This window comes from Dermacoccus sp. Tok2021 (assembly GCF_019895135.1).
Taxonomy (GTDB): Bacteria; Actinomycetota; Actinomycetes; order Actinomycetales; family Dermatophilaceae; genus Dermacoccus; species Dermacoccus abyssi.
Genome location: NZ_JAGTHU010000007.1, coordinates 16909 through 41469 on the forward strand (window position 1 = coordinate 16909; position 24561 = coordinate 41469).

The 24561-nt window shown below is 69.0% G+C and carries 22 protein-coding genes, 2 tRNA genes and 1 riboswitch; of the genes, 15 read left to right on the top strand and 9 right to left on the bottom strand.

The genetic code is table 11. The features are described 5' to 3' along the window. The first annotated feature begins 126 nt into the window (after window positions 1-126). Window positions 127-1002 carry a glycerophosphodiester phosphodiesterase family protein gene (locus K9D12_RS05680; protein ID WP_129664005.1) on the top strand — a complete coding sequence of 292 codons (876 nt, stop codon included), beginning with the start codon at window positions 127-129 and terminating at the stop codon, window positions 1000-1002. Here the strand turns inward: K9D12_RS05680 and K9D12_RS05685 are convergent. The 3 genes from K9D12_RS05685 to K9D12_RS05695 are packed head-to-tail and all read right to left on the bottom strand — an operon-like array spanning window position 906 to window position 4758. Then, window positions 906-1949 (bottom strand): ABC transporter ATP-binding protein, encoded by a 1044-nt coding sequence (locus K9D12_RS05685; RefSeq protein WP_129664003.1) that lies wholly within the window; start codon window positions 1947-1949, stop codon window positions 906-908. The two genes, K9D12_RS05680 and K9D12_RS05685, sit on opposite strands and share 97 nt — an antisense overlap. Next, the gene (locus K9D12_RS05690; protein WP_370448524.1) at window positions 1946-3676 is read right to left on the bottom strand and encodes an ABC transporter permease; all 1731 of its coding nucleotides are present in this window, start codon (window positions 3674-3676) and stop codon (window positions 1946-1948) included. Before K9D12_RS05690 ends, K9D12_RS05685 begins: the two co-directional genes overlap by 4 nt. Then, window positions 3640-4758, bottom strand: coding sequence for a thiamine ABC transporter substrate binding subunit (locus K9D12_RS05695; protein WP_129664001.1), 1119 nt, complete (start codon window positions 4756-4758; stop codon window positions 3640-3642). The genes K9D12_RS05690 and K9D12_RS05695 overlap by 37 nt, the downstream gene beginning before the upstream one ends. A 61-nt stretch (window positions 4759-4819) precedes the next feature. After that, window positions 4820-4929: riboswitch (TPP riboswitch) on the bottom strand. Window positions 4930-5034: 105 nt separating this feature from the next. On the opposite strand from K9D12_RS05695, the gene K9D12_RS05700 reads away from it, so the two are divergent. From K9D12_RS05700 to K9D12_RS05715, 4 genes are all read left to right on the top strand, one after another. Beyond that, complete coding sequence (locus K9D12_RS05700; RefSeq protein WP_129663999.1) at window positions 5035-5370, top strand: DUF4235 domain-containing protein; 336 nt, start codon at window positions 5035-5037, stop codon at window positions 5368-5370. Window positions 5371-5703: 333 nt separating this feature from the next. Next, a complete protein-coding gene (locus K9D12_RS05705; protein ID WP_129663997.1) occupies window positions 5704-7230 on the top strand; it encodes a circularly permuted type 2 ATP-grasp protein in 1527 nt (508 codons plus the stop codon). Beyond that, window positions 7227-9191 carry an alpha/beta fold hydrolase gene (locus K9D12_RS05710; RefSeq protein WP_205744859.1) on the top strand — a complete coding sequence of 655 codons (1965 nt, stop codon included), beginning with the start codon at window positions 7227-7229 and terminating at the stop codon, window positions 9189-9191. The genes K9D12_RS05705 and K9D12_RS05710 overlap by 4 nt, the downstream gene beginning before the upstream one ends. Continuing rightward, window positions 9191-10363 carry an amidohydrolase gene (locus K9D12_RS05715; RefSeq protein WP_129663995.1) on the top strand — a complete coding sequence of 391 codons (1173 nt, stop codon included), beginning with the start codon at window positions 9191-9193 and terminating at the stop codon, window positions 10361-10363. The genes K9D12_RS05710 and K9D12_RS05715 overlap by 1 nt, the downstream gene beginning before the upstream one ends. Before the next feature lie 94 nt (window positions 10364-10457). Here the strand turns inward: K9D12_RS05715 and K9D12_RS05720 are convergent, their stop codons facing one another. Further along, window positions 10458-11393: a DUF559 domain-containing protein gene (locus K9D12_RS05720; protein WP_129663993.1), complete on the bottom strand. Its 936-nt coding sequence runs from the start codon at window positions 11391-11393 to the stop codon at window positions 10458-10460. Window positions 11394-11542: 149 nt separating this feature from the next. Then, complete coding sequence (locus tag K9D12_RS05725; RefSeq protein WP_129664367.1) at window positions 11543-11977, bottom strand: nucleoside deaminase; 435 nt, start codon at window positions 11975-11977, stop codon at window positions 11543-11545. Between the two features lie 64 nt (window positions 11978-12041). Between K9D12_RS05725 and upp the strand changes: the two genes are divergently transcribed. Next, window positions 12042-12692: a uracil phosphoribosyltransferase gene (upp, locus tag K9D12_RS05730; RefSeq protein WP_129663991.1), complete on the top strand. Its 651-nt coding sequence runs from the start codon at window positions 12042-12044 to the stop codon at window positions 12690-12692. A 28-nt stretch (window positions 12693-12720) separates the two neighbouring features. Here upp and K9D12_RS05735 read toward each other — a convergent pair whose 3' ends face one another. Continuing rightward, window positions 12721-13794, bottom strand: a complete 1074-nt coding sequence (locus K9D12_RS05735; protein WP_240730133.1) for a small ribosomal subunit Rsm22 family protein — start codon at window positions 13792-13794, stop codon at window positions 12721-12723. 125 nt (window positions 13795-13919) lie between these two features. On the opposite strand from K9D12_RS05735, the gene K9D12_RS05740 reads away from it, so the two are divergent. The 8 genes from K9D12_RS05740 to K9D12_RS05775 all read left to right on the top strand — a co-directional run bounded on the left by K9D12_RS05740 (window position 13920) and on the right by K9D12_RS05775 (window position 19924). Continuing rightward, window positions 13920-14096, top strand: coding sequence for a hypothetical protein (locus K9D12_RS05740; protein WP_165357884.1), 177 nt, complete (start codon window positions 13920-13922; stop codon window positions 14094-14096). 4 nt (window positions 14097-14100) lie between these two features. Further along, on the top strand, window positions 14101-14991 hold the full coding sequence (locus K9D12_RS05745) for a PH domain-containing protein (protein ID WP_129663989.1): 891 nt from the start codon (window positions 14101-14103) through the stop codon (window positions 14989-14991). Window positions 14992-15030: 39 nt separating this feature from the next. Beyond that, window positions 15031-16605 (top strand): APC family permease, encoded by a 1575-nt coding sequence (locus K9D12_RS05750; protein ID WP_129663987.1) that lies wholly within the window; start codon window positions 15031-15033, stop codon window positions 16603-16605. A gap of 154 nt (window positions 16606-16759) precedes the next feature. After that, on the top strand, window positions 16760-17335 hold the full coding sequence (gene def / locus K9D12_RS05755) for a peptide deformylase (protein WP_047310558.1): 576 nt from the start codon (window positions 16760-16762) through the stop codon (window positions 17333-17335). A gap of 52 nt (window positions 17336-17387) precedes the next feature. Continuing rightward, a complete protein-coding gene (locus K9D12_RS05760; RefSeq protein WP_129663985.1) occupies window positions 17388-18263 on the top strand; it encodes an SMP-30/gluconolactonase/LRE family protein in 876 nt (291 codons plus the stop codon). Window positions 18264-18361: 98 nt separating this feature from the next. Continuing rightward, a tRNA-Arg gene (locus K9D12_RS05765) sits at window positions 18362-18434 on the top strand. A 271-nt stretch (window positions 18435-18705) separates the two neighbouring features. Continuing rightward, window positions 18706-19185 (top strand): lamin tail domain-containing protein, encoded by a 480-nt coding sequence (locus K9D12_RS05770; RefSeq protein ID WP_129663983.1) that lies wholly within the window; start codon window positions 18706-18708, stop codon window positions 19183-19185. Window positions 19186-19198: 13 nt separating this feature from the next. After that, the gene (locus tag K9D12_RS05775) at window positions 19199-19924 is read left to right on the top strand and encodes a sulfite exporter TauE/SafE family protein (protein ID WP_165357883.1); all 726 of its coding nucleotides are present in this window, start codon (window positions 19199-19201) and stop codon (window positions 19922-19924) included. A 3-nt stretch (window positions 19925-19927) separates the two neighbouring features. On the opposite strand, the gene selB is transcribed toward K9D12_RS05775, so the two are convergent. From selB to K9D12_RS05790, 3 genes are all read right to left on the bottom strand, one after another. Then, window positions 19928-21721: a selenocysteine-specific translation elongation factor gene (gene selB / locus K9D12_RS05780; protein ID WP_129663979.1), complete on the bottom strand. Its 1794-nt coding sequence runs from the start codon at window positions 21719-21721 to the stop codon at window positions 19928-19930. A 2-nt stretch (window positions 21722-21723) separates the two neighbouring features. Beyond that, a complete protein-coding gene (gene selA, locus K9D12_RS05785) occupies window positions 21724-23013 on the bottom strand; it encodes an L-seryl-tRNA(Sec) selenium transferase (protein WP_129663976.1) in 1290 nt (429 codons plus the stop codon). A 256-nt stretch (window positions 23014-23269) separates the two neighbouring features. Continuing rightward, window positions 23270-23365, bottom strand: a tRNA-Sec gene (locus K9D12_RS05790). 160 nt (window positions 23366-23525) lie between these two features. Here K9D12_RS05790 and selD point away from each other — a divergent pair. Further along, window positions 23526-24500 (top strand): selenide, water dikinase SelD, encoded by a 975-nt coding sequence (gene selD, locus K9D12_RS05795; protein WP_129663974.1) that lies wholly within the window; start codon window positions 23526-23528, stop codon window positions 24498-24500. The last annotated feature ends 61 nt before the right edge of the window (window positions 24501-24561 follow it).

Sequence of the window (24561 nt, forward strand, 5' to 3'; positions counted from 1 at the left end):
CCCACGTGCCCTCCGGCCCCTGCGGTCGGAGGGCACGTTGCATCGCGCGGAAGGGTCGCGCAACGTCCGGCGAACTCTCGGTGAAGCCCCTGGCGTGTCGCTGACGGCGTCGGCGACGGTGAGCACGTGAGCCTCACCGACATCGCGGTCGCCCACCGGGGCGGCGCCGGCCTCGCGCCCGAGAACACCCTCGCCGCGTTCGAGATGTCGCACGCCCTCGGCCTGCGCCTGCTCGAGACCGATGTCCAGGTGACGAAGGACGGTGTTGCGCTCGCCTTTCACGACGCGACGCTCGCGCGAACGGCCGGGATCGACGCGCGTGTGCGAGATCTCACGTGGGAGGAACTGCGCGCCGTCCGGGTTGGCGGTGAGCCGATCCTGCGCCTCGACACCCTGCTCGACGCCTTTCCCGATGCGAGTTTCCTCATCGATCTCAAGACGGTGCGCGCAGCGGCCCCACTCGTCGACGCCGTGCGCCGCACGCGCAGTGCCGAGCGCGTCTGCGTCGCCGACGGCCGAGACACCTGGCTGCGCGATGTCGCCGAGACGACCGGCTGCGCGCGTTCGCTCGGCTGGCGCGGCCTGTTGACGCTCATGGGTGCAGCGAAGACGGGCACCCGAGCCCCGCGGCGCGTGCTTCACGGCGCGTTCGCCGCCCACATCGCCACCCGGCTGGGCGGCATCCCGTGGATGGCGGATGCGCGAGCCGCCGCACGCCTGGTCGACATGACGCACGACGCCGGGCTTCGCCTCGTGACGTGGACCGTCAACGACAGCGCCCAGATGACCCGCTACCTCGACGCGGGCGTCGACTCCGTCATCACCGACCGACCGGACCTGCTGCGTGAGGTGCTCGTCGCCCGCGGCGCGTGGACGGCGCCCGAAGGTTCGCCGCTCGTGCGCGCTCAGCCGAAGCGCACCGCCCCCGAGGAACTGACGCGGACTCCGACACGCGCGCCCTCGTCGAGCGTCGCGGCAGTCGGCGCGTCATCGCTCGGATAGGCGATCGCCTCCAGTTCGCGTCCCGGCAGCGCGTCGAGGGTGACGCTGACGTGCGTCGCCTCGCCCGACGCCGACACGCGCACGACCCTTCCGGCCAGAGCACCGGGAACATCGACCCCGACGACCCGCAGGCCACCGCGCCGCAGCGCCCAGGCAGCGCGTTCGAGGCCGAGTCGCTGTGCCTCGTCCGGGGTGAGGTGCGTGGTGAACCCGAGGAAGTCAGCGGTCTCCTCGTCCACCGGGTGAGCCCAGACCTTGCGCGTCGAGCCGTGCTGAACGATGCGACCGTCGCGCATGATCGCCATGTCGTCCGCGACCGTGAGCGCTTCGTCGTGATCGTGTGTGACGAAGAGGGCCGTCGCACCCTCGGCGAGCAGAACGGAGCGCAGATCGCCCGCCAGGCGTTCGCGCAGCGAGCGGTCGAGAGCCGACAGCGGCTCGTCGAGCAGGAGCAGCCGGGGGCGCGCGGCGAGCGCCCGCGCGAGCGCAACCCGCTGCTGCTGGCCGCCCGAAAGCGTTGCCGGACGGCGTGATTCGAGCCCCGAGAGCCCCACGAGGTCGAGCAGTTCGGCCACGCGGGCATCACGCTCGGCGGCCGGTGCGCCCCGTCGCGCCAACGCGTACGCCACGTTGCCTGCCACGTCGAGGTGGCCGAAGAGTTGCCCGTCCTGGAACATGAGCGCGAAGTCGCGCTTGTGGGTGGGCACGCGTGTCACGTCGGTGCCGGCGAAGGCGATGCGCCCGGCCTCGAGCGCCTGCAGACCGGCGACGGCGCGCAGGAGCGTCGACTTGCCGCAGCCACTCGGGCCGAGCACGGCGAGCACGCGCCCGCGCGGCAGCGTGAGGGAGACGTCGTCGAGTGCCGGTGTGGCGTTGCCGGCGAAGGTGACGCGGGCGTCCGTCACCTCGAGGCCTCCGGCGTCCTCCCGATCCTGGGGCTGCGTCATCCGTCCATCCTTCCCGCGGCGCTGCCGCCGATGCGTTCCACGGCAGCCATGACGAGGGCCGTCACCGTCGCGAGCAACACGGAAGCCGCCATCGCTGCCCCGAAGTTGCCCGCGCCGGGGCGGCCGAGCAGTTGATAGATGAGAACGGGCAGCGTCGGCGACTCGGGCTGGGCGAGAAACGCCGTCGCCCCGAACTCGCCGAGCGACACGGCGAGGGCGAACCCCGCCGCGGCGACGAAGGGACGCCACAGGTGTGGCAGGTCGGCCGTCATCCAGGCGCGCAACGGGCTCGCGCCGAGGGCGGCCGCGGCTTCACGCGACCTCGGGTCGAGCGAGCGCAGCACGGGTACGAGCGCGCGCACGACGAGCGGCAGCGCGACGGTGGCCTGCGCGATCGGGATGAGGATCGGCGAGCTGCGCAGATCGAGCGGCGGACGGTCGAGGGTGAGAAGGAAACCGAAGCCGACCGTCACGGCCGAGACGCCGAGCGGCAGCATGAACGCAGCGTCGAGGCCCGCAATGACGCGGCGGCCGCGCGGCGTGCGAGCCCGCCACGAGACGACGACCGACACCATGACGCCGAGCGCGAGCGCGAGCAGTGCCGCGTCGAGGGCGATGCGCCACGAAACCGAGAGGGCGGCCAGGGCGGCCAGTTCTCCGCCGAGCGCGCGGTAGTGCACGAGGGACCAGCCGTCGCCGTCACGCAGCGAGCGCAGGACGAGGGTGAAGAGAGGTGTGACGACGAGAGCCAAGGCGAAGAGGGTGGCAGCGAGCGCCGGGGCGTCGGATCGGGTGACTCGGCGCGGCTCGTCGGCCACCGCGACGCCGCGGCGCACAACGGAATCACTGCGCCGCAGACCCGAGCGGGCCCGCTCAGCGCCGAGCAGCAACAGCGCGACGAGGACGAACTGCACGGTCGAGAGCACCGCGGCGGCGCGCAGGTCGAGGAACTCGACCGTGAGCGAGTAGATCTCGGTCTCGAGCGTCGCGTAACGCAGCCCGCCGAGCATGAGCACGATGCCGAACGCCGTCGAACAGAAGAGGAACACGACCGTCGCGGCACTGACGACGGCGGGACGCAACGCCGGCCACGTCACCGTCCGGAAGACCTGGGCGGGCGATGCTCCGAGGCCGGCTGCCGCCTGCGCGGTGCGCGGGTCGAGGGAGGCCCACAACGGCCCGACCGTGCGCACGACGACGGAGATGTTGAAGAACACCATCGCGAGCAGCACCGGCTGCCACGTTCCGTCCCACCCCAGCGCCGCGAGCGGCCCGCCGGGGGCGAACAGCGAGCGGAACGCCACGCCGACGACGACCGTCGGCAACACGAACGGCAGGACGACGAGGGCGCGCCACAGCCCCGCCAACGGCACCCGCAGGCGGTAGAGCACGTGCGCGACGGGCAGCCCGAGCGCCACCGAGCAGAGCGTCGCGAGCGCCGCCATCCACAGCGTGAACCACAGCACGCGCAGGGTGCGCGGGCGGGTGACGACGTCCCAGGCACCCGCGAGGTCAACGCCCCCACCGTCGCCCGTGACGCCGCGCACCGCCATCGCGAGAACCGGCCACGCGAAGAAGATGCCGAGGAAGACGAGCGGCACCGCGGCGAGCAACGCGAGCACGAGCACGCGCGGGAGGGACGAGGTTCCCGCGCGTGCTCGTGCTGCCGGCGCAGCCACGCCGTCACGGCTCACTTCGACGTGACGTCCTTCCACTGCGTCAGCCACGTCTGACGCTTCTCGTCGATCTGCGCCGGCGAGACGTCGATCGTCTTCTCGGCGGGCTTCACCGTCTTCGCCCACTCAGGCGGAAGCTCGACGGAGGAGTCGACCGGGAAGACGTACATCGAGTTCGGCAGCGACTTCTGGAAGCTCTTGCCGTTCATGAAGTCGATGAACGCCTTGGCGCCCTCGGGGTTCTTCGCGCCCTTGATGACGCCCGCGTACTCGTTCGAGCGGAAGCACGTGTTGCCGAGCGCCGACGTCGTCGACTTGCCCGCACCGTCCACCGTGAACGCCGGCGAACTGTCGTAGCTGACGACGATCGGGCGGCTGCCCTTGCCCTCACCGGCGGTGTAGTCGACGTTCCAGGCGTCGCTCCAGCCCGACGTCAGCTTGAGGCCGTTGCTCATGAGCTTCGTCCAGTACGGCTTCCAGCCGTTCTCGCCGTACTTGCCGACCGTCGCGAGGAAGAACGCCATGCCGGGCGAACTCGACGAGGCACCCGGCGCCACCATGAGGTTCTTGTACTCCGGCTTCGTCAGGTCGTCGAGGCCCGCCGGCTTCTTCTTGTTGTTCTTCGTGAACCACGCGTCGTCGACGTTGACGCACACCGACGCCGTGTCGATGGGCGACAGCACGCCCTTGCCCTGGCCGTCCGGCAGGTCGTACGTCGACGTCGACCCGGCAGCAGCCTTCGACGTGTACGGCTCGAGCACGCCCTCCTTCGTCACCCTCGAAGCAAACGTGTTGTCGATGCCGAAGACGACGTCGCCCGTCGGGTTGTTCTTCGCGAGCACCAACTTGTTGGCCAGGGTGCCCGCATCGCCCGACTTCGACACCTTCACGGTGTAGCCGGTCTGCTTCGCGAACTCGTCCATGACGGCTTTGTCGGGTGCCCAGGACTCGTGCGTCACGAGCGTCACCGTCTTGCTCTTCGCATCCGACGCTGACGCCGACGACTTCGTCTTCGTGTCACTGACGCTGCACGCCGACGTCGCCAACACCGCAACACCGGCCACCAGCGCAGCCACCGTCGTCGGCACGGGGTGGGAACCACCCGTCCGCTCGGTCACGTGGAACTTGCTCATCACGACGTCCTCCTCACCTCGAGTGAGGGACCACGTCCGCAAGCGGCACGAGCCGCGCACGAACGGGTGAGTCTCGACTTCCTCCGCCGGTGCTAACCGGTTCAGGTTCGAGGGTTTAGTGCCCTACCTCGGCACGATCTCAGCGCAACGTGCGCTCCCCTGTCGTTCGCAGGCGACATTACACGTCGACCAATCGGCCCGCACGACTGGCGAACACACAACACCGCCTGCGAATATGGGCACAAGACATTGACCACCCTTGGAAGGGGAGACAACATGGGCAACCTCGTCTGGAAGGTACTCAGCCTCGGCGCCGGAATCGTCGCCAGCAAGGCAGCCACCACCGTCGCGACCAAGGGCTGGAAGGCCGCCACCGGCAAGAGCCCGCGCAGCGCCAAGGACCCGAACGCCGGCATCCTAGAAGCCGCCATCTACGCCGCCATCTCCACCGGCGCCCTCGCCGCCGCCAAGATGTACGCCGAGCGTCGCGCAGCCGACTACTACACCAAGTCCGCCGGCCACCCGCCGCAGGCGCTCGTCAAGCGCGCCGAGGAAGAGGCCAAGGAAGCCAAGAAGGGCAAGAGCCAGGCGCCTGTCGTCGTCATGAAGTGATTCCCTTCGTGCTGTCGCACCGAGCGTGGCGGCCGAGCCTGCGAGGCCGCCACGCTCGGTGCGACAGCACTCGGGGGAGTCCGCTTCCAGCGGGGTCGCGCACTCAAGGAGTGTTGCGGCCCCGTTGCCGTACCCGGCTCTTCATACCCGCCGGGTTGATCGTTTCCCTGCGTGACGGGGTCGCGCACTCGAGGAGTGTTGCGGCCCCGTTGCCGTACCCGGCGCTTATGCCGCGAGTCTTTTCTCCCCCTTTGGGGTGAAGTGTTACGACGCGTCATGACGGGAGTTTTCGCGTTCCTTCCGCTGCACCGCGACGCGCTGTAGCGTCATCGCATGACGACGACGTCCGCGGGTGAAAACCCCACCAACAGCGGCCCCCACGAGGGCGTTCCCGGCGCGTTCTCCGCGTACCGCGACTACATCCCCGCCACCAAGGGCGTGCACGACGAATCCGTCACCGCCGACGCCAAGATGCGGCCCGACTACTGCACCGTCCTCAGCCGCATCGAAGCCCTCGGCCCCGAACGCCTCACCGCGCGCCTCCGGGAAACCGCCGATGACCTCGAAGAACTGGGCGTCACGATCAACTCCAAGGACGGCAACCGCCCCTACCCCATCGACATCGCGCCCCGCATCATCACCGCCGAACGCTGGGCCGAGATCAGCGCCGGCCTCGAACAGCGCGTGCGCGCGCACGAGCTGTTCCTGCGTGACGTCTACGGCCCGGGCGAAATCCTCAAAGCCGGCCGCATCGACCGCGAGGTCCTGCGCCGCGCGCCCGGCTACTCCAAGGACGGCCACAAGGTGCCCGAAGGGTTCGTCCGCGCCGGCCTGTGCGGGCTCGACCTCGTCTCCCCCTCCGCCGGCGAGTGGATCGTCCTGGAGGACAACCTGCGGATGCCCGGCGGGCTCGGCATGAGCCACATCAACCGGCGCATCCTCGAAGACCACTTCGCCGAGATCCTGCCCACGCCCGGCAAACTGCGTCACCCCCGCGAGGCCTACCCCATCCTGCGCGAAGCCTTCCTCGCGGCAGCAGCTCTCGTCGAGGGCGCAGACGCCGACGACGAACTCGGCCTGTGCATGGTCTCCCCCGGTGAAACCGACACCACGTGGTACGAGCAGAACCTCGTCAGTGGCGAAATCGGCGCGGCCCTCGTCACCGCCGACAAACTGCTCGTCGACGACGGCATCCTCTACCGCCTCGACGGTGACGATCGCCACCGCGTCCACCTCCTCAACCCGCGGATGGGCGAGGAGGAACTGTTCGGCTCCGAGGGCGCCGACGGGCGCAAGCTCGGCGAGACACTGCGCGACGTCATGGCTGCCGGTGCCGTCACCATCATCAACGCCCCCGGCAACGGTCTCGCCGACGACAAGGCCGTCTACGCACTCGTGCCCTACATGATCGATTTCTACCTCGGCGAGGAACCCCTCATCGGCCAGGTGCCGACGTTGCTGTGCTCCGACGAGAAGCAGCGCGAGGAGGTCCTCGACCGGCTCGACGAGCTCGTCGTCAAGCCCATCGACGGCTACGGCGGCACCGGCATCACCGTCGGTCCCGAGTGCTCCGAGGACGAACTCGAGGAGCGACGCAGCGAAATCCGAGAGACGCCGGCGCGGTTCGTCGCGCAGGACATCATCCCGCTCTCCACACTGCCGACGCTCTCCGACGGAGCATTCGCGCCCAGTCACGTCGATCTGCGAGCCTTCGTCATGCAACGCCCGGACCCGGACGACCCCTCTCGCACGAACGCCCAGACGGCGCCCACCGCGATGACGCGAGTCGCTCCGGTGGGCACGATGATCGTCAACGTCTCCGCGGGCGGAGGCGGGAAGGACACCTGGATCAAGTCGTGAGCTTCAACCCCCGAACGAGCGAGACCTCGCCCGCCCGGCCGTCGGTACGCCACTCACTTCACCCGTGCCTGTCCCCCGACGGCAAGCTGCTCGCCGCCGTCGTCATCGACGAGGACGGCTACCCGCACGCCGTGCAACGTCCGCTCGCCACACCCGACGGCGTCGGTGCCGGCCCCGAACGCACCGTGCCCATCCCGACGCCGGGCCCGGTGCGCAACGTCGCGTACTCCCACGACGGTCACTGGATCGCCTGCGAGGTCGCCCCCGACGGTGGTGAGCGCGAGGAGATCTGGCTGTTCACCACCGACCCGGACGACCAGAGCGCGGTCAACCCGTTCGAGTTCACCGACGCGACCGTGCAGATCGTCTGCTGGGACGGCGTCGAACTCGCCCTCACCGCCATCGACGACTCGGGTCTGGCCGAAGGTCGCGTCCTGTCCGCCGTCACCCAGGACGTGCGCGTCGTCGACCGGCGGGTCGGCGGCGAACTCGTCCACGTCCGCGATGGCGTGGCGCTGTTCCGCGTCGGTTCGCGTGGCCACCGCGAGTTGCTGCGCGTCGACGTCGGGGGCGCCTGGTGGCCGCTTCTGCCGCCCGACCCCGGGTCGACGACCGACGCCGGCGTCGTGCTCGACGCAGGGCACGAGAGCGGAGTCATGCGAGCCCTCGTGCGCAGCGACCACCACGGCGAACGCTTCCGCCTGCTCGACGTGCGCGTCGGCCCCGACGGCACCGACGTCCGTGAACTCGCCGCGCGGGCCGACGCCGATCTCGACGAGTTCTCCGTCAGCCGTGACGGGTCCACCGCCACGCTGCTGTGGAACCACGACGGCCGCAGCCGCATCCAGATCCTCGACCTGCGCTACGGCGAACCCCGCGAACTCCCCGCGCCGCGCTTGCCGAAGGTCGTCGTCACCTCGCCGTCCCTCACCGCGGACGGACGGCTGCTCACGTTCTGTGTGCAGGGCCCCGAGTTCCCACCGCGCGTCGTGCTCTGGGACGTCGCGCACGGCACGTGGACCGGCGACGAGCCCGGCGCGAACCTGTCGCCCGAGGATCCGAGACCACCCATCGGTGCGCCCGGCCCGCTCGCGCGCTACAGCGCGGAGCCGAAGGGCGAAACGGCAGCGCCCGACCCAGAGGCCGACGAGGCTGACTCACGTCCCCTCACCGTGCTCGTCGACGCCGGCAGCGCGACGTTCGTCCCCGAACTCGTGCGCTACCCCGCACGCGACGGCCTCGAGCTCACGGCGTGGGTCTACCGCTGCGGTGACGAGCCCGCGCCGACGATGGTCTACTTCCACGGTGGCCCCGAGGGGCAGTCGCGGCCGAGCTACAACAACGTGCTGCGTCAGGCCGTCGACGCGGGCTACACCGTCGTCGCGCCGAACGTGCGTGGTTCGTCCGGCCAGGGGCGTGCGTTCAGCCACGCCGACGAGCGCTACTCGCGCCTGTCAGCCATCGACGACGTCGCCGACACCGTCGCCCACCTCGTGAAGACCGGCATCTCCGACCCCGAGAAGTTGGTGGTCAGCGGACGCTCGTACGGCGGTTACCTCACCCTCGCGACGCTCGTGCGTCACCCCGAGCTGTGGCGTGGCGCCATCGCAGCCTGCGGCATGAGCGACCTCGAAACGTTCTACCGCGACACCGAGCCGTGGATCGCCGTCGCCGCTCTGCCGAAGTACGGCCACCCCCTCCAGGAGCGCGAACTGCTGCAGGAGTTGTCGCCGATCCACGGGCTGGGAGAGGTCATCGTTCCCGTGCTCTTCGTCCACGGCGCGCACGACACCAACGTGCCCGTCAACGAGACACGTCAGGCCATCGCCGTCCTGGAGTCGAACGGGGTGGGCACCGACCTGCTCCTGTTCGAGGACGAAGGCCACGAGTTCGTCAAGAGAGCCAACCGGCACCGCCTCGGTGACCGGGTCGTCGCATTTCTCGAGGAGGTACTGGGCTGATGTTCGGTCGAGGCAAAGGTTCCAAGGCGCCGGAGGGCGACCTCGCCGCGCAGGTCGTCGAGTGGCGGCGGTGGCTTCACGAGAACGCCGAGCGTTCGTACGAGGAGCACGAGACGACGGATTACGTCGCCTCAGTGCTCGAGGACATGGGCCTCAAGGTTCACCGCTTCGACATGGGCACCGGTCTGTGGTGTGACGTTCCCGCCGCCGACGGAGCCTCGTCGAAGGACGTCGTGGGGCTGCGCGCCGACATCGACGCCCTGCCCATGACGGAGGACACGGGGCTCGACTTCGCGAGCGCCAACGAGGGCGTCAGCCACGCGTGCGGGCACGACGCGCACACGGCCATGCTGCTCGGCGCCGCGTCGCTGCTCGTGGCCGACCCGCCCCCGCAGCCCGTGCGCCTCATCTTCCAGCCGGCCGAGGAGACACAGCCCGGCGGTGCGAAAAAGTGCGTCGAGGAGGGCGTCACCGACGGTCTGACGCAGCTCATGGGGTTGCACTGTGACCCACACCGTCCCACCGGCGAGGTCGGGGTCATCGCCGGCCCCATCACCTCCTCGAACGCCAACTTCGGCATCACCGTGACGTCGTCGGGCGGTCACACGGCCCGTCCGCACGAGACGGGCGACACGATCTTCGCCGCTGCGCAGATCGTCACCGGGCTGACGGCGGCGCTCGACCGCCGCGTCGACCCGCGCGCCGGCGCGGTGCTGACGTTCGGTTCGATCAACGGCGGCAGTGCGGTCAACGTCATCCCCGCGAAGGTGGAGATGTGGGGCACGCTGCGCAGCGCGAAGCGTGACGTGTGGGAGATCGGCGAGGAACTCGTCACGACGTCCGTCGCGTCGATCGCGGCCACGTTCGGCGTGGAGGCTGAGGTCACGTACACCCAGGGGCCTCCGCCGGTCATCAACGACGAGGAGTGCGCCGAGCGGGCGCGCGCGGCCGTCGTCTCGGTGTTCGGTGAGGAGGGTGTCGGCACAGCGGAGCAGTCCTCCGGCGGCGACGACTTCTCCTGGTACCTCGACTCCGTGCCCGGCGTCTACCTACGCTTCGGCGTCCACTCCGGCAAGGGCGAGGAGACCGACCTGCACCACCCGGGGTTCCTGCTCGACGAGGACGCCCTCGCCGACGGCGCCCGCCTCTTCGACGCCTTCGCCCGCGGCTGACACCACGCTCCGGCCCACATGGTGACAGTTGGGGTACTTGGTGACGTTCAACCGTCACCAAGTACCCCAACTGTCCCCAACTTCTCCGGAGGCTTCACGCCGCTCGCGTGACAGCCATCGCCTCGCGGATCGTTCGAACCAACCGAACCGGCGGCGACAGGTCGCTCCAGGTGAAGCGCACCACGACGTAGCCAAGTCGCCGCAGTCGCATTTCGCGTCGCTTCTCGGCACGCAGCGCCTCGGGGTGCGTGTACTTCACCATGCCGTCGAACTCGAGGACGACACGAGTCCCTTCGACGAGGAAGTCAACGCGGGCGAACGGGAGCGACTCGTCGTCCCAGATCTCCACCTGCGGAATCACTGCGATTCCGGCATCCCGGCAGATCAACCGCAGGAGTGATTCGCCGGCGGATTCGATCGCTCCGTCGGCGAGCTCGACCGCTGCACGAGCCTGCCCGACACCGGCCTTGCGACCGTAGGCGACCAGTGCTGATTCGAGCTCCCCCGGGGTTCCGCCCTCGAACAGGTAGGAGTCGGCACTCACGACACCCGCCCGCAGACCTTCGTGTGCGGCAACCTCGATGGCGGCCTCAGCGGCAGCCTGCACACCCAGCCCATCGACCTGCTCCGGCGCCTCGCCCCAGGCCCGACGGCACACGAAGTCGTCGCGCCTCGATTGCACCCGTGGGTGGCGCGCCACTTCGATGCGATCAGGGAAGCGCAGGACCGCGAGCCGGTGAACCACGAGGGCGGATCCGCCGATGAGGTGCGCCCCCGGGAGCGTCTGCAGGAGTGCCTCACAGCGGCGCACATGGTGAAGTCGACGAGCGGCGAAGTGGTCCATGTCCGCGGCGCACGGATCGACGATGCCGTACGCCCCGTAGCTGTACGACGTCACGAAGCCTGCGCGACGCCACGCCCTCAGCGTTGAGACGTCGATCCCTGCGGAGGCGAGATCACGCCGGGTGACGTAGGTGAGGCCGTCTGCCAGACGGCGGGCGAGATACGGCGGTAAGGGAGCGGCGGGCATGTCTCAAGGCTGGATCGACTCGGCAACGTTGTCACGCATGGCCATCTCGACCCTGTGGATAACTCGGAGTTGGTGGCAGTTGGGGTACCTGGTGACGGTTGAACGTCACCAGGTACCCCAACTGTCACCAACTTCTGGCGCCTCCTGCGTCAGGCGCGGCGGCGGTGGAAGAAGTCGGTGAGCACCTCGGCACACTCGGCTTCGCGGATGCCGCCGACCACCTCGATGCGGTGCGTGGAGCGGGAGTCACGCACGACGTCCCACAGCCCACCGCACGCGCCGGCCTTGCGGTCCCACGCGCCGAGCACGATGCGCGGCAGCCTCGCCTGGACGGCGGCACCGGCGCACATGAGGCACGGTTCGAGCGTGACGACGAGCGTGCAGCCGTCGAGGCGCCAACTCCCGCGGGACGTCGCGGCCCGCCGCATCGCGACGATCTCCGCGTGCCCGGTCGGATCGCCGTCCGCCTCACGCAAGTTCGCGCCGACACCGGTGACGGCGCCGCCCTCGTCGACGACGAGCGCCCCCACCGGAACGTCCCCCGCAGCCGCCGCTTCGCGCGCTCGGGCGAGGGCGTCCGCCATCCACGTCGCATACGTCGTCTCGACGGCAGGTGCTGCAGGCAGGTCCACGGGTTAAGTTTGTCCCATGCGTGTCATCGTCGCCGACCACCCGCTCATCTCGCACAAGCTCACGACGCTGCGGGACAAGCGCACCGACTCCCCCACGTTCCGCCGCCTCGCGGACGAACTCGTCACGCTGCTCGCGTACGAGGCCACGCGCGACGTGCGCGTCGAAGAGGTCGACGTCGAGACCCCGGTGACGAAGGCGCGCGGCATCAAGCTCGCCACGCCGCGTCCCCTCATCGTGCCGATCCTGCGCGCCGGGCTCGGCATGCTCGACGGCATGGTGCGGCTGCTGCCGACGGCGGAGGTCGGCTTCCTCGGCCTGGTGCGCAACGAGGAGACCCTCGAGGCCACCACGTACGCCAACCGTCTGCCCGACGACCTCTCGAGCCGCCAGGTCTACGTCGTCGACCCGATGCTCGCCACGGGTGGCACGCTGGCCGCGACGATCGACTACCTCGTCGAGCGCGGCGCCGACGACATCACCGCCGTCGTCCTCATCGCGGCACCCGAGGGCGTCGAGAAGCTGCGCGAACTCACGGCGCACATCAACGTTCCGATCACCGTCGTCACCGGCGCGATGGACGAGAAGCTCAACGAAAACGGCTACATCGTGCCCGGCCTCGGCGACGCGGGAGACCGCCTCTACGGCATCGCGAAGAACGACGCCTGAGATTCGCCGTCACTGGCGGCGCGACGGCTCACCCCAGGTCGATCGTATCGCCCCAGCCGACGTCACGCGCCTGCTTGTAGAGCGCGCCCCGCTTCTTGCTCACGACGGCGCGGCGCACCTGTCCACTGGCGTTCGAGGCATCGTTCGATTCGCACACCTGCAGTTCGACAAAGCCTTTGTTCTTGCGCGGGTGCCGGATGACACGCGCCGGCTGCTCACTGGCTGACGCGTCGGCGGCCGGAGCCGCGAAGCCCTGCGCGAGATGCGCCGGTCGTCGCACCATCGCGACGTAGCTGAACTTCTCGTCCTCGTGCGACAGTTCGCCGCCCTTGATCTGCCGGTGCACCGACGAGCGATTCACCCGGGCCGCGAAGTGACACCAGTCGGGCTCGTCCTTCGCCAGCAGGGGGCACTCGCCTTGGTGCGGGCACGGCGCCGCCACCTGCCAGGTCTCCGCGAGCAACTGATCGCGCGCTCGCAGGATGCGGCGGTAGCCGTCCGGCGTCCCGGGTTCGACGATGACGATGGCGCGCGTCGCAGCAGCAGCCGCCTCGGCGACGATCTTGTCGGCCTGCTCGCTCGTCAGTTCGCTGAGCACGTACGAGACGGTGACGAGCTCAGCCCCACCCGCGGACGGCGACCCGACGGAGACGTTCCACGACCCGACGCGCCCTTCCTGCCATACGGTGCGCGCGAGCGCGGACACCCCGCTGGCCTTCGCCAAGCGCTGCCCCAGGTCGAGTGCTTCGGGCACCTGATCGAGAACGCTCACTTCCTCGAGCGAGTCGAAGACGTCAGCGGCCGCCCAGGCCGCGGCCCCCGTCCCGCCGCCGAGGTCGGCGAGCGAACGCACGGAGCCCGCCTCGAACGTCCCCGATGCCGCGAGCGCCCGCAGCGCGGCGCGCACCGCGCCGAACGTCGCCGGCATCCGGTAGTGGGCATAGGCCAGGACATCGACCGGCTTGGCGAGGATGGGGTCGGACGCCGCAGCGACCGCGCGGTAACGCGTCGACAGCCGCTCGACGGCCGCCGTCAACTGCTTGAGCGCCGTCCCCGATGCCTCGCGCTCGAGGGCTTCACGCAACGTCATCGACAGATCCACAGGCGCGAGCCTACTGATCCGTGCCCCGGCGCGCCTTCTTCGCTCATACCCCAGGCGCTGGAAGAATGCACGAGTTGCCCGTCCCTCTTTGGGCGCGTCGCCCACCCGAGAGAGAAGACATCGAAATGGACAAGATCAACTTCAAATCGATCCTGAAGTTCTTGTTGTTCGCGTTCCTCATCTACGCCATCTTCAGCTCGCCCGGTCAGTCGGCGGACGTCGTCCGCTCCATCGGCAACGTCCTGCGCAACGCGGTCACCAACCTGGGCGAGTTCTTCGACGCGTTGCTCGGCAAGAGCTGACGCCATGGGCCCGCTGCGCCCGACCCGCCCGTCCGAGAGCGTCGCCGGGTACCTCGCCAGGAACGAGCACGTCGTTCTCGAGATGAAGCAGCACTGGGCGCAGCTCCTGCCCGCCCTCAGCTCCTGTCTGCTCGGTCTCGTCCTCGTCGTCGTCGCGGGCCTCAGCGCCCCCGCCTGGATGGGCCCGGTGACCAATGCGGCCTGGTGGATCTGGCTCGTCCTCCTCCTTCACTTCTTCTGGCGCCTCTTCGAGTGGTGGGACAAGACCTTCGTCATCACGAACAAGCGCCTCATCCTCCTGCACGGCCTCTTCTTCAAGAAGGTCGCGATGATGCCGCTGTCCAAGGTGACCGACATGTCGTACAACCGCTCCCCTGCGGCGCGCATCCTCGGTTACGGCACGTTCGTCATCGAGTCGGCCGGCCAAGAGCAGGCGCTCAACGTCATCGACTACGTGAGCGAGCCCGACTCGAAGTACCGCGAGATCTGCGGTCTCATCTTCGGCGTCGGTGACGACGAGGGCCACCCCTCGCGGCATCCGCATCATTCGGACGAGGTGTTCGACCCGTACCGCGACGAAAACAAGACACTCCCGGTCCGCGTTCGCACGCGCGACACGCAATTCGGGACAGACGAACGTCCCGGTCGCACCCGCGGACCGGTTCCGCGCTCCAGCGATGAGACCGATCCTTACGGAATGGTCACTTTCAGCCGTCCGCTCTGGGCCGACGAGTGTGACCGTGCTTACGGTGAATTTCGTGACGTGGGCGAGGAATCGGACGACACGGACGATGACTCGGCTTGGTCGGTGAGCCGCGAACACGCGACCGCCCCACAGACCATCCGGCGCTCTCGGTATGCGGACACACCCTCCACATGGCGAGACGGCGAGTAATCTCACACGGTTAAAACTCACCTGTGGAAGGTCGCTCCTATGAGCCTTTTGCGTACCAAGTCGATCGAGGCTTCGATCGCTGACTCGGAGGCGTCCGAGTTCCAGCTGAAGAAGAATCTCTCGGCTCTCGACCTCACCGTTTTCGGTATCGGCGTCATCATCGGCGCCGGTATCTTCACGGTGACCGGCAGCGCCGCCGCCACGATGGCCGGCCCCGCCATCGTCCTGTCGTTCCTGCTCGGCGCCGTCTGCTGTGGCCTCGCCGCGCTGTGCTACGCCGAGCTCTCCTCGACCGTGCCTGTCTCGGGTTCGGCCTACACGTTCTCGTACGCGACGATGGGTGAACTCATCGCCTGGATCGTCGGTTGGGATCTGCTCCTCGAGCTGATCCTCGCCGCCGGCGTCGTCGCTCAGGGCTGGAGCGCGTACTTCAACATCCTGTTCGGCGAGTGGGGCCTCAAGCTGCCCGAGAAGCTGCAGGGAGGCACCGGCTGGTTCGACCACTTCGACCTCGCCGCCTTCGGTCTCGTCGCCGCGCTGACCTGCCTCATCGCCGTCGGCATCAAGGAGTCGCTGCGCATCAACTTCGCGCTCGTGGCTGTCAAGGTCTTCATCGTGCTGTTCATCATCGTGATGGGTATCCAGTACATCGACGCGAAGAACTACACCCCTTTCATCCCGCCGGCTCAGCAGCTCGAGGGTGAGTCGCAGACGATGCACCGCCCGCTGTGGGAGATCCTCACCGGCATGGAGCCGCAGGCCTTCGGCGTCATGGGCGTCATCTCAGGTGCCGCCCTCGTGTTCTTCGCCTACATCGGCTTCGACGTCGTCGCGACGACGGCCGAGGAGACCCGCAACCCGAAGCGCGACCTGCCGATCGGCATCATCGGCTCCCTGGTCATCTGCACCATCCTTTACGTGTCCGTCTGCCTCGTCATCACCGGCATGGTGAAGTACGACAAGATCGACCCGAAGGGAGCGCTCGCAGCAGCCTTCCGAGACGCGGGGCACCCCGGTTATGCGCAGATCATCTCCGCAGGTGCTGTGGCCGGTCTGGCCACCGTCGTCATGACCCTCATGATCGGCGCCACCCGCGTCATGTACGCGATGTCGCGTGACGGCCTCCTGCCGCGCGGCATGGCCAAGACGAACCCCAAGACGGGTACGCCGGTGCCGATGACGCTCGTCATGGGCTTCCTCATCGCGGTTGCAGCGGCCACCATCCCGATCGGCGAGTTCGAAGAGATGGTGAACATCGGTACCCTCTCGGCGTTCTTCCTCGTCTCGCTGGCCGTGCCGATCATGCGTAAGGCCCGCCCCGATCTCGAGCGTCCGTTCAAGGTGCCGGGCAGCCCGGTTCTGCCGTGGCTGTCGGCGGCGATCTGCCTCTACCTCATGCTCAACCTGCCGGTGGAGACGTGGCTGCGATTCGCCGTCTGGCTCCTCATCGGCTTCATCATTTACTTCGCCTACGGTCAGCGCCACTCGCGCGTCGGTCGCAACCCGCAGTTGCAGGGCGGCGTCGGTGACGGCGTGTACGCCACCGACCTCGACTCCTCGGTGGGCGAAGGATTCACGAAGGACGAGCGCTACTCGTCCGACGAGCGCCACTGACGCTCACCTTCGGGTCACGAGGGCCTCGCTCCGGCAATCTGCTGGGGCGGGGCCTTCGTCGTGCCGGCTCGGACACCTGAACGGCCGCGTAAACTTGGCTGGTCGCCCCGAGCCCGGAGCGGCCACCCGCCCACGTCACACCAGAGGTTCGTTCATGGCCATCCGCCCCATCACCATCGTCGGCCACAAGGCTCTGCACTCCCCGACGAAGCGGGTCAAGGAGATCACGGACGACATCCGCACCCTCGTCGACGACATGTTCGAGACGATGGAGGCCGCGAACGGCGTCGGCCTCGCGGCGAACCAGGTGGGCGTCAAGCAGCGCATCTTCGTCTACGACTGCCCCGACGACGACCTCGGCGAGAACCGCAAGGGCGTCGTCATCAACCCGAAGCTCGAGAAGGGCCGCGTGCCCGCCGGCGAGGCCGACGAGGAGAACGACAACGAGGGCTGCCTCTCGGTGCCGGGTGAGCACTTCCCGACGGCGCGCGCCGACTGGGCGAAGGTGACGGGTACCGACCTCGACGGCAACGAGGTCGTCCTCGAGGGGCACGGCTTCTTCGCCCGCATGCTCCAGCACGAGACCGACCACCTCGACGGCTACCTCTACCTCGACCGCCTCACCCCGACGATGCGCCTCGAGTCGCGCGAGGCCGTCAAGGACCGCGGCTGGCAGTACGACGGCCTGACGAAGTGGGACCCGGCCACCACGAAGGCCGAGGACGTCTGAGCGTAGTCCGGCACTCGAACCCACCATCTTCGCGGGAGGTTAGCCTGGGGCCATGAAGGCCGAGGCAGTCTCCACACCGCACACGTACCACGGCGAGGGTGTCATCTGGCACAACGACTGGGGCAACGGGCACGCGGCCCTGCGCTACGTCGACATGCTTGCCGGCGACGTGCTCGAACTGCAGGACGACGGCGACGTGCGTCGCTTCCACGTCGGCGACGTCGCGGCAGCGCTGCGCCCCCGCCTCGGCGGCGGCGCGATCGTCGCCACGGAGCGCGGCTTCGCGCTCACACGCTCCGCCGACTTCGACGACATCGAGCGCATCGACGACCTGTGGCCCGCCGATCACGAGCCGCGCACCCGTTTCAACGACGGCGGATGCTCCCCCGACGGTTCCTTCTACATGGGCTCCATGGCCTACGACCAGAGCGAAGGCGCCGCGTCGATGTGGCGTCTCGACCCCAACCACATGCCGTCGCACGTCTTCGGCGACGTGACGATCTCGAACGGCCTGTGCTGGTCGCCGGACGGCTCCCTCGCCTACTACAACGACACCCCGACGCGCACGATCCAGGTCTTCGACTGGAACCCCGAGGACGGCCTCGTGAACCCGCGCCCCTTCGTCCGCCTCGAGGACGGGATCGGCTACCCCGACGGCCTCACGGTCGACGCCGAGGGCGGCGTGTGGACGGCACTGTTCGGCGGGTCCGCGGTTCGCCGCTACGACGCCGCCGGCGAGCTCTCCGAGATCGTCGAGGTCGGCCCTTCGCAGGTGACCTGCCCGGCCTTCGGGGGCGTCAACCTCGACACGCTCTACATCACGACGTCGCGCGAGAACCTGCCCGACGACGCGGAACCCGAGGCCGGTGCGCTCTTCGCCTGTACGCCCGGCGTCATCGGTCTGCCGACGCTCCCCTACGGCGGCTGAGCAGGCCGTTAGCCCGTGGCAGGAGCCGATTCGCGTTTCGGCCTGCAGATGTGTAAAGTTCTATCTCGTTGCAACGCGCGATAAGCGCCTCGCAGCCCGCACCCGTAGCTCAACGGATAGAGCATCTGACTACGGATCAGAAGGTTTGGGGTTCGAATCCCTACGGGTGCACTCTGTGTTGAGACAGATGGAAGAGGCCCTCACTTCGGTGAGGGTCTCTTGCTTTGTTCCCGAAACCTCCTACGCCCGGATGTCACACCTCTCCCGGCGAACGGCTCACCTCCGGCGGTAGTTGAACGTAGAATCACCCTGGCTGTCATCGCAGCCACGAAGCGCCTCCCCTCGAGCACCTGCAACGGCCCGCCCCACAAGGCGCGGTCCACGTCAGGATGACGCGTCAGGGTCGGGTGCACGACCACGCCTGATCCTGAAGGACATTTCCATGCGCACGATGCCCGTACTCGCCACTGCCACGATGATGCTCGCCGCCCCGATGCTGGCACCGGCCGCTCAGGCGGCGCCCGCCGTGAAGTTCTCGCGCTGGGTCGTCGACCTGCCGGGCAACGACAAGGTGACGGCTGCCAACCTCAACAAGGAGTACATCACCCTCACCAACACGACCGCGAAGACGATCACCATCGGCGGCTACCGCGTTTCGGACAGGGGCTCCAAGCACGTCTACGTCATCCCGAAGGGCTTCAAGCTCGGGGCCAAGAAGTCGGTCGTCATTCGCTCCGGACAGGGCAAGAACTCCTCGACGACGCTCTACTGGGGTCAGGCCGTCAAGGGCCTCAAGCCGGTGAGCCGCAACAGCTTCGTGTGGAACAACAGCGGTGAAACCGCCACCCTGCGCAACGCTGCCGGCAAGGCCGTCCACGTCTGCACGTACAAGAAGAACAAAAGCGGCTCGACATCCTGCTGACCGGAGCTGTGACGTGGGCCTGAGCGGGACGACGTTCGTCCTGCTCGGGCTCCTCGTCTGCGCCGGTGCCTTCGTCCAGCGCATTGCCGGGTTCGGCCTGGCCGTCGTCGCGGCGCCATTCGTCGTGACGTTCGCGCCGCAGGTCATGCCGGCGGCGCTTCTGCTCGTCGTCCTGCCCCTGCCTGTCGTCGAGATCCTGCGCAACGGGCGAGACATCCTGTGGCGCCCGTTCGGCTGGGCCACCGGCTTCCGTGCGCTCACCATGCCGCTCGGCGTCTGGGTCGTGGCGCAAGCCTCTGGCGACGCCATATCCCTCGGGGTGGCCTTCATGGTGCTCGTCGCAGTGGCCGGATCCCTCACCCGCGTGCGGGTACGCGCCGGGACCGTGACGTCGTCCGTCGCCGGCGCCCTCACCGGCGTCTCGGCGACGGCTGCGTCGATCGGCGGCCCCTTCTTCAGCCTCGCGCTTCAGGAGGAGCAGCCACAACGCGCACGCTCCACGCTCGCGCCGTTCTTCCTCGTCGGTTCGCTACTGTCACTCACCGGTCTCGTCGTCGGAGGTCAGCTACCTCGCGACGCCTGGACGGCCGGCCTCGGGTGGCTGCCGTTCATGGCCGTCGGCGCGCTGCTGGCCCAGCCGTTGCGTCACCGTATCGATCAGGCTCGCTTCAAGCGGGTCGTTTTCGCCCTCGCGACGACGAGTGCGTTGGGCGTCATCGCCCGCGTTGCACTGACGTAGCGCTCACCGCACAACCGTGCGGGTATTGCCGTCGCGCCGGGTCCAGCCGCGAGCGTCGAGGTGCTCGAGAAGCGGGATGACGACACGGCGGGTCGTGCCGAGAGCCTGACGCGCATCGCTCGTCGTGAACGGCTGCGGGAGCGCCGCGAGCTCACGCATGGCCTGCGCCGGCGCATCCGGCAGCAGGACGATGTCCGCCGGCTGCGCTCGCAGGCGCAGCACGAGTCCCCGCTCGGCCGCGGCAGCAATCTCCCGGGAGCCGAGTTTCCAAGCGGTGAGGTCGTCGGCCTCAGGAGCATCGAAGGGGCTCGCCTGCAGGCGTTCACGGAGCTGGGCCAGGGCGGTGTCCGCTCCGCCCAGGTCACGTCGGTGTTCGGCGCCCCGCACGCGTCCGGCGTCCACGTCCAGGCCGGAGGCCGCGGCCAGCAGATGGACGACGGCGGGGGACGTGTCGAGTTCGCGCGCGAGCGCTGCAACAGCGACACCAGGGCTCAGCGGGTCACGGGCGTCTTCGCTCACGAGTTCGTCGAGTTGTTGCGACCACGCGGTCACCTGCGCGGCCGACACCGCCACGCGGTCGACGATCCCGAAGCCGTCTCCGTTCGGCAGAGCCAGTGGCCAGTCGCCCCAACCCGTCGCTCCGGCGCCTTCGAGCCAGGCGACCGAAACGTGCCCCCGGTCGACGACGAGATCGGACGCGCGGCCGCTCTCCCACCCCGCCAACGTCGCGGCGCGGGCGGCTCCAGCACCGCGCCGCTCGAGCGGTGGCGGGTCGAGATCGAGCACGGTGGCGCCTGCGTGGATGCGCGCGGCCGAGTCGTCGCGCACGATGACGCGATCCCCCAGCCGCAGCGGCAGCGGTGATTCGAGCCGCAGTCGGGCGGTCTCGTCGTCGAACGGCCGCACACGGGCAGGCACAGCCGCAGTGCCGACGTGCACGGAGACCTCACGCGAGGACTCCGACCACGCGCAACCCGTCTCACGGCGCACGTCGATCGTCGTGGACTCCAGACCCCCGGCGGGACGAAGCAGCGCGCTGCCGCGGGGAGCGGCGTCCCGGGTGATCCCGCGCAACCCCACAGCGCAACGCGAGACGGGGCCGACCTCGTCACGCGATTCTCCGAGCACCTGGAGAGAGCGGATCGTCGCGCGCTCGCCCGCGACGCTCACCTCGTCCCCCACGCGCAACGTGCCGTGGGCGAGTGTGCCGGTGACGACGGTGCCCGCACCCTTGACCGAGAAGGAGCGGTCGAGCCACATCCGTACCGAGCCTTCACCGTCGAGCGGTGGCATGCCCGCCACGAGGTCGTCGAGGGCCGAACGGAGTTCACCGATGCCGTCGCCCTGCACGGCGTCCGTCTGGACGACGCGCACGGCTCCGAGGGAGGTCTGCGCGATGTGCTCGAGAGCAGAGCGGCGCACTTCGGCGACGCGGTCGGCGTCGGCGAGGCCGCACCGGGTGAGGACGAGCAGACCCGTCTCGAGTCCGAGTGCGTCGATGGCGTCGAGGTGTTCGCTCGACTGCGCCTGCCACCCCTGATCGGCTGCGACCACGAGCATGACGGCGGGAGCGGGCCCGAGACCGGCCAGCATGTTGCCGATGAACCTTCGGTGACCCGGCACGTCGACGAAGGCGACGTGCTCACCGCTTGGCAACTCCAGACCCGCGAATCCGAGGTCGATCGTGAGGCCGCGGCGCTTCTCCTCGGCCCACCGGTCGGGGTCGGTGCCGGTGAGCGCCTGAACGAGTGTGCTCTTGCCGTGGTCGACGTGCCCGGCCGTGGCGATGACCCGCATGGTCAGTGGCCCACGGCAGCAGCGACGGCGAGAATGGCCTCCCCCACTTCGTCATCGGATTCGCTTGGCACACAGCGAAGGTCGACCAGGGTGCGCCCGCCGTTTGTCCGTGCGACCACGCACGGCTCGCCGAGCCGCAAGGGCTCCGCGAAGCTGTCAGGGAGGGCAACCGCGAGACTCGGCAACGGCACACCGGGGGCCCCACCACCACCGACGCGGGCGTCCACTTCGACGACGTCGCCGCCGACCCGGCGAGCGAGTCGTTCCGTGCGCTCGCGAAGGGTCTCCGGCGTTTCCCGAAGGGCTGTGAGGACGGGCGGGACGGGGCCTCGCAGGGTTGCCTCGAGGGCTGCGAGCGTCAGCTTGTCGGTGCGCACAGCACGAGCGAGAGGATGACGTCGGATGCGCTCGAGCGCGTCGGCGTCGCCGAGCACGAGGCCGGCCTGCGGGCCGCCGAGGAGCTTGTCGCCGCTCGCAGTGACGACGGTGGCACCCTCGTCGAGCCACGTCGCGGCGTCGGGCTCGTCGGGCAGGACCCGTTCGGGCGCGAGTAGGCCGCTGCCGACGTCCGCGACGACGGGCAGGCCCAGTGTCGCGAGTTCAGCAACGCGCGGCACACCGGCGAAACCCTCGACGCGATAGTTACTCGTGTGCACCTTGAGGATGGCCCCTGCGTCCCCCGACGCAGCCTCGTAGTCGCGAAGGTGCGTGCGGTTGGTCGTACCGACCTCGCGCAGACGGATTCCTGCGGACTGGAGGAGGTCGGGCAGACGGAACCCGTCGCCGATCTCGACGAGTTCGCCGCGGCTGACGATGACCTCGCGCCCCTCGGCGAGTGTCAGGCAGGCCAAGAGCAACGCAGCGGCCCCATTGTTGACGACGAGGGCGCCCCCCGCTGCGGGGACGCGTTCGCGGAGGGCTTCGAGGGCGCCGCGGCCACGCGGTGCCCGACGTGCTGTGGTGGGGTCGAACTCCACATCGACGTGACCTGCCGCGGCGAGCAGCGCCTCGCGGGCAGCGTCGCCGAGGGGCGCGCGACCGATGTTGGTGTGCACGACGACTCCGGTTGCGTTGATGACCCGGCGCAGCGTCGTCACCGATCCGGGAAGCGCTTCGAGGGCGACGGCCGCCACGGCGTCGGGCGCGAGTTCTCCTGAGCGAGCGCGGCGTTGGGCTTCGACAACAGACGCCTTGACGACGTCGACGCCGAGTCGGCGGACAGCCGAAGCGAAGCGCGCATCGGCGAGCAGTGCGTCGGTACGCGGGATGCTGCGGCGCGGGTCGTCATTCACCCGGCCATCCTCTCAGGCGAGCCTGCGAGGAAGCTCGCCGTGTCGCACCGAGCCAGAGACCGAGCCTGCGAGGAAGGCCCGTGTCGCACCGAGCCAGAGGCCGAGCCTGCGAGGAAGGCCCGTGTCGCACCGAGCCAGAGGCCGAGCCTGCGAGGAAGGCCCGTGTCGCACCGAGCCAGAGGCCGAGCCTGCGAGGCCGCTGGCCGGAAGACGCGGCAAAACAGGCCAAAGCTTTCCGAGCCTGCGAGGAGAAGTTTGGCGGAGGTGGACAGGAATCGAACCTGCCAAACCGAGATACTCGGTTTCACCGGTTTTGAGGACCGGGGGGCCCACCAGGAACCCTGACACCTCCGTGTTCAACGGTAGTGAATGTTGGTCCATTCACCAAGCGAACACGCTTTCGCGGATGGCGCGATTCGATCGTGCATGACCTGCGGCAGGCGAATCTCAGGCCGCCAGGTTCGCACCGGCCCCGATCACATCCCAGTGAGAGCCGTGCGTAGGGTCGGACCATGGAGCCGATTCGATTGACGCAGTTCGCCTCCGGTGGCGGGTGCGCGTGCAAGATCCCGCCCGGCGAGTTGGAGGAGGCGGTCAAGGGCCTCGTCGGTGAGCCGAACCCGAGCGTCCTCGTCGGGCTCGACGACGGTGATGACGCCGCAGCGGTCCGTGTCGGCAGCCAGGCCGTCCTGTCGACCGCGGATTTCTTCACCCCGGTCGTCGACGACCCGTACGACTTCGGGCGCATCGCCGCCACGAATGCGCTGTCGGACATCTACGCCATGGGCGGCACCCCTGTCGTCGCGATCAACCTCGTCGGGTGGCCGCGTGAACGGATCGGCCTCGACGTCATGGCCGAGGTGCTCCGCGGCGGCGCGGACATCGGTCGCGCCGCGAACTGCCCCGTCATCGGTGGGCATTCGATCGACGACCCGGAGCCCAAGTTCGGCATGGCCGTCACCGGCATTGCCGATCCGGCCAAGCTGCTGCGCAACGACGCCGCCGAGGCGGGCCTGCCGATCTCGCTGACGAAACCGCTCGGCTCGGGCGTGCTCAACAACCGACACAAGCGCACGGGTGAGGTCTTCGCCCAGGCCGTCGACGTGATGACGACGCTCAATCGGGACGCCTCCGTCGCCGCGGTCGACGCCGGCGCCAAGGCCGCCACGGACGTCACGGGGTTCGGCCTGCTCGGCCACCTGTGGAAGATGATGCGCGCTTCGGGCGTGGCGGCGGAGATCGACGCCGCAGCCGTTCCCTACATCGACGGCGCCCGCGAGGCGGCACGTGACGGCTACGTCTCCGGCGGCACACGCCGCAACCTCGATTGGGTGGCCCCGCACATCGAGTCCGAGGTCGACGAGAACGAACTGCTTCTGCTCGCCGACGCCCAGACCTCCGGCGGGCTCCTCGTCATCGGCGAGGTGCCGGGCGCGCCGATCATCGGCCGCACCGTGACGGGTGAACCCGGCATTCGGGTGCGCTAGAGATTGAGCGCGAAAGTGCTGGTTGTGCACGAAATATCGTGCACAACCAGCGCGTTTCTGC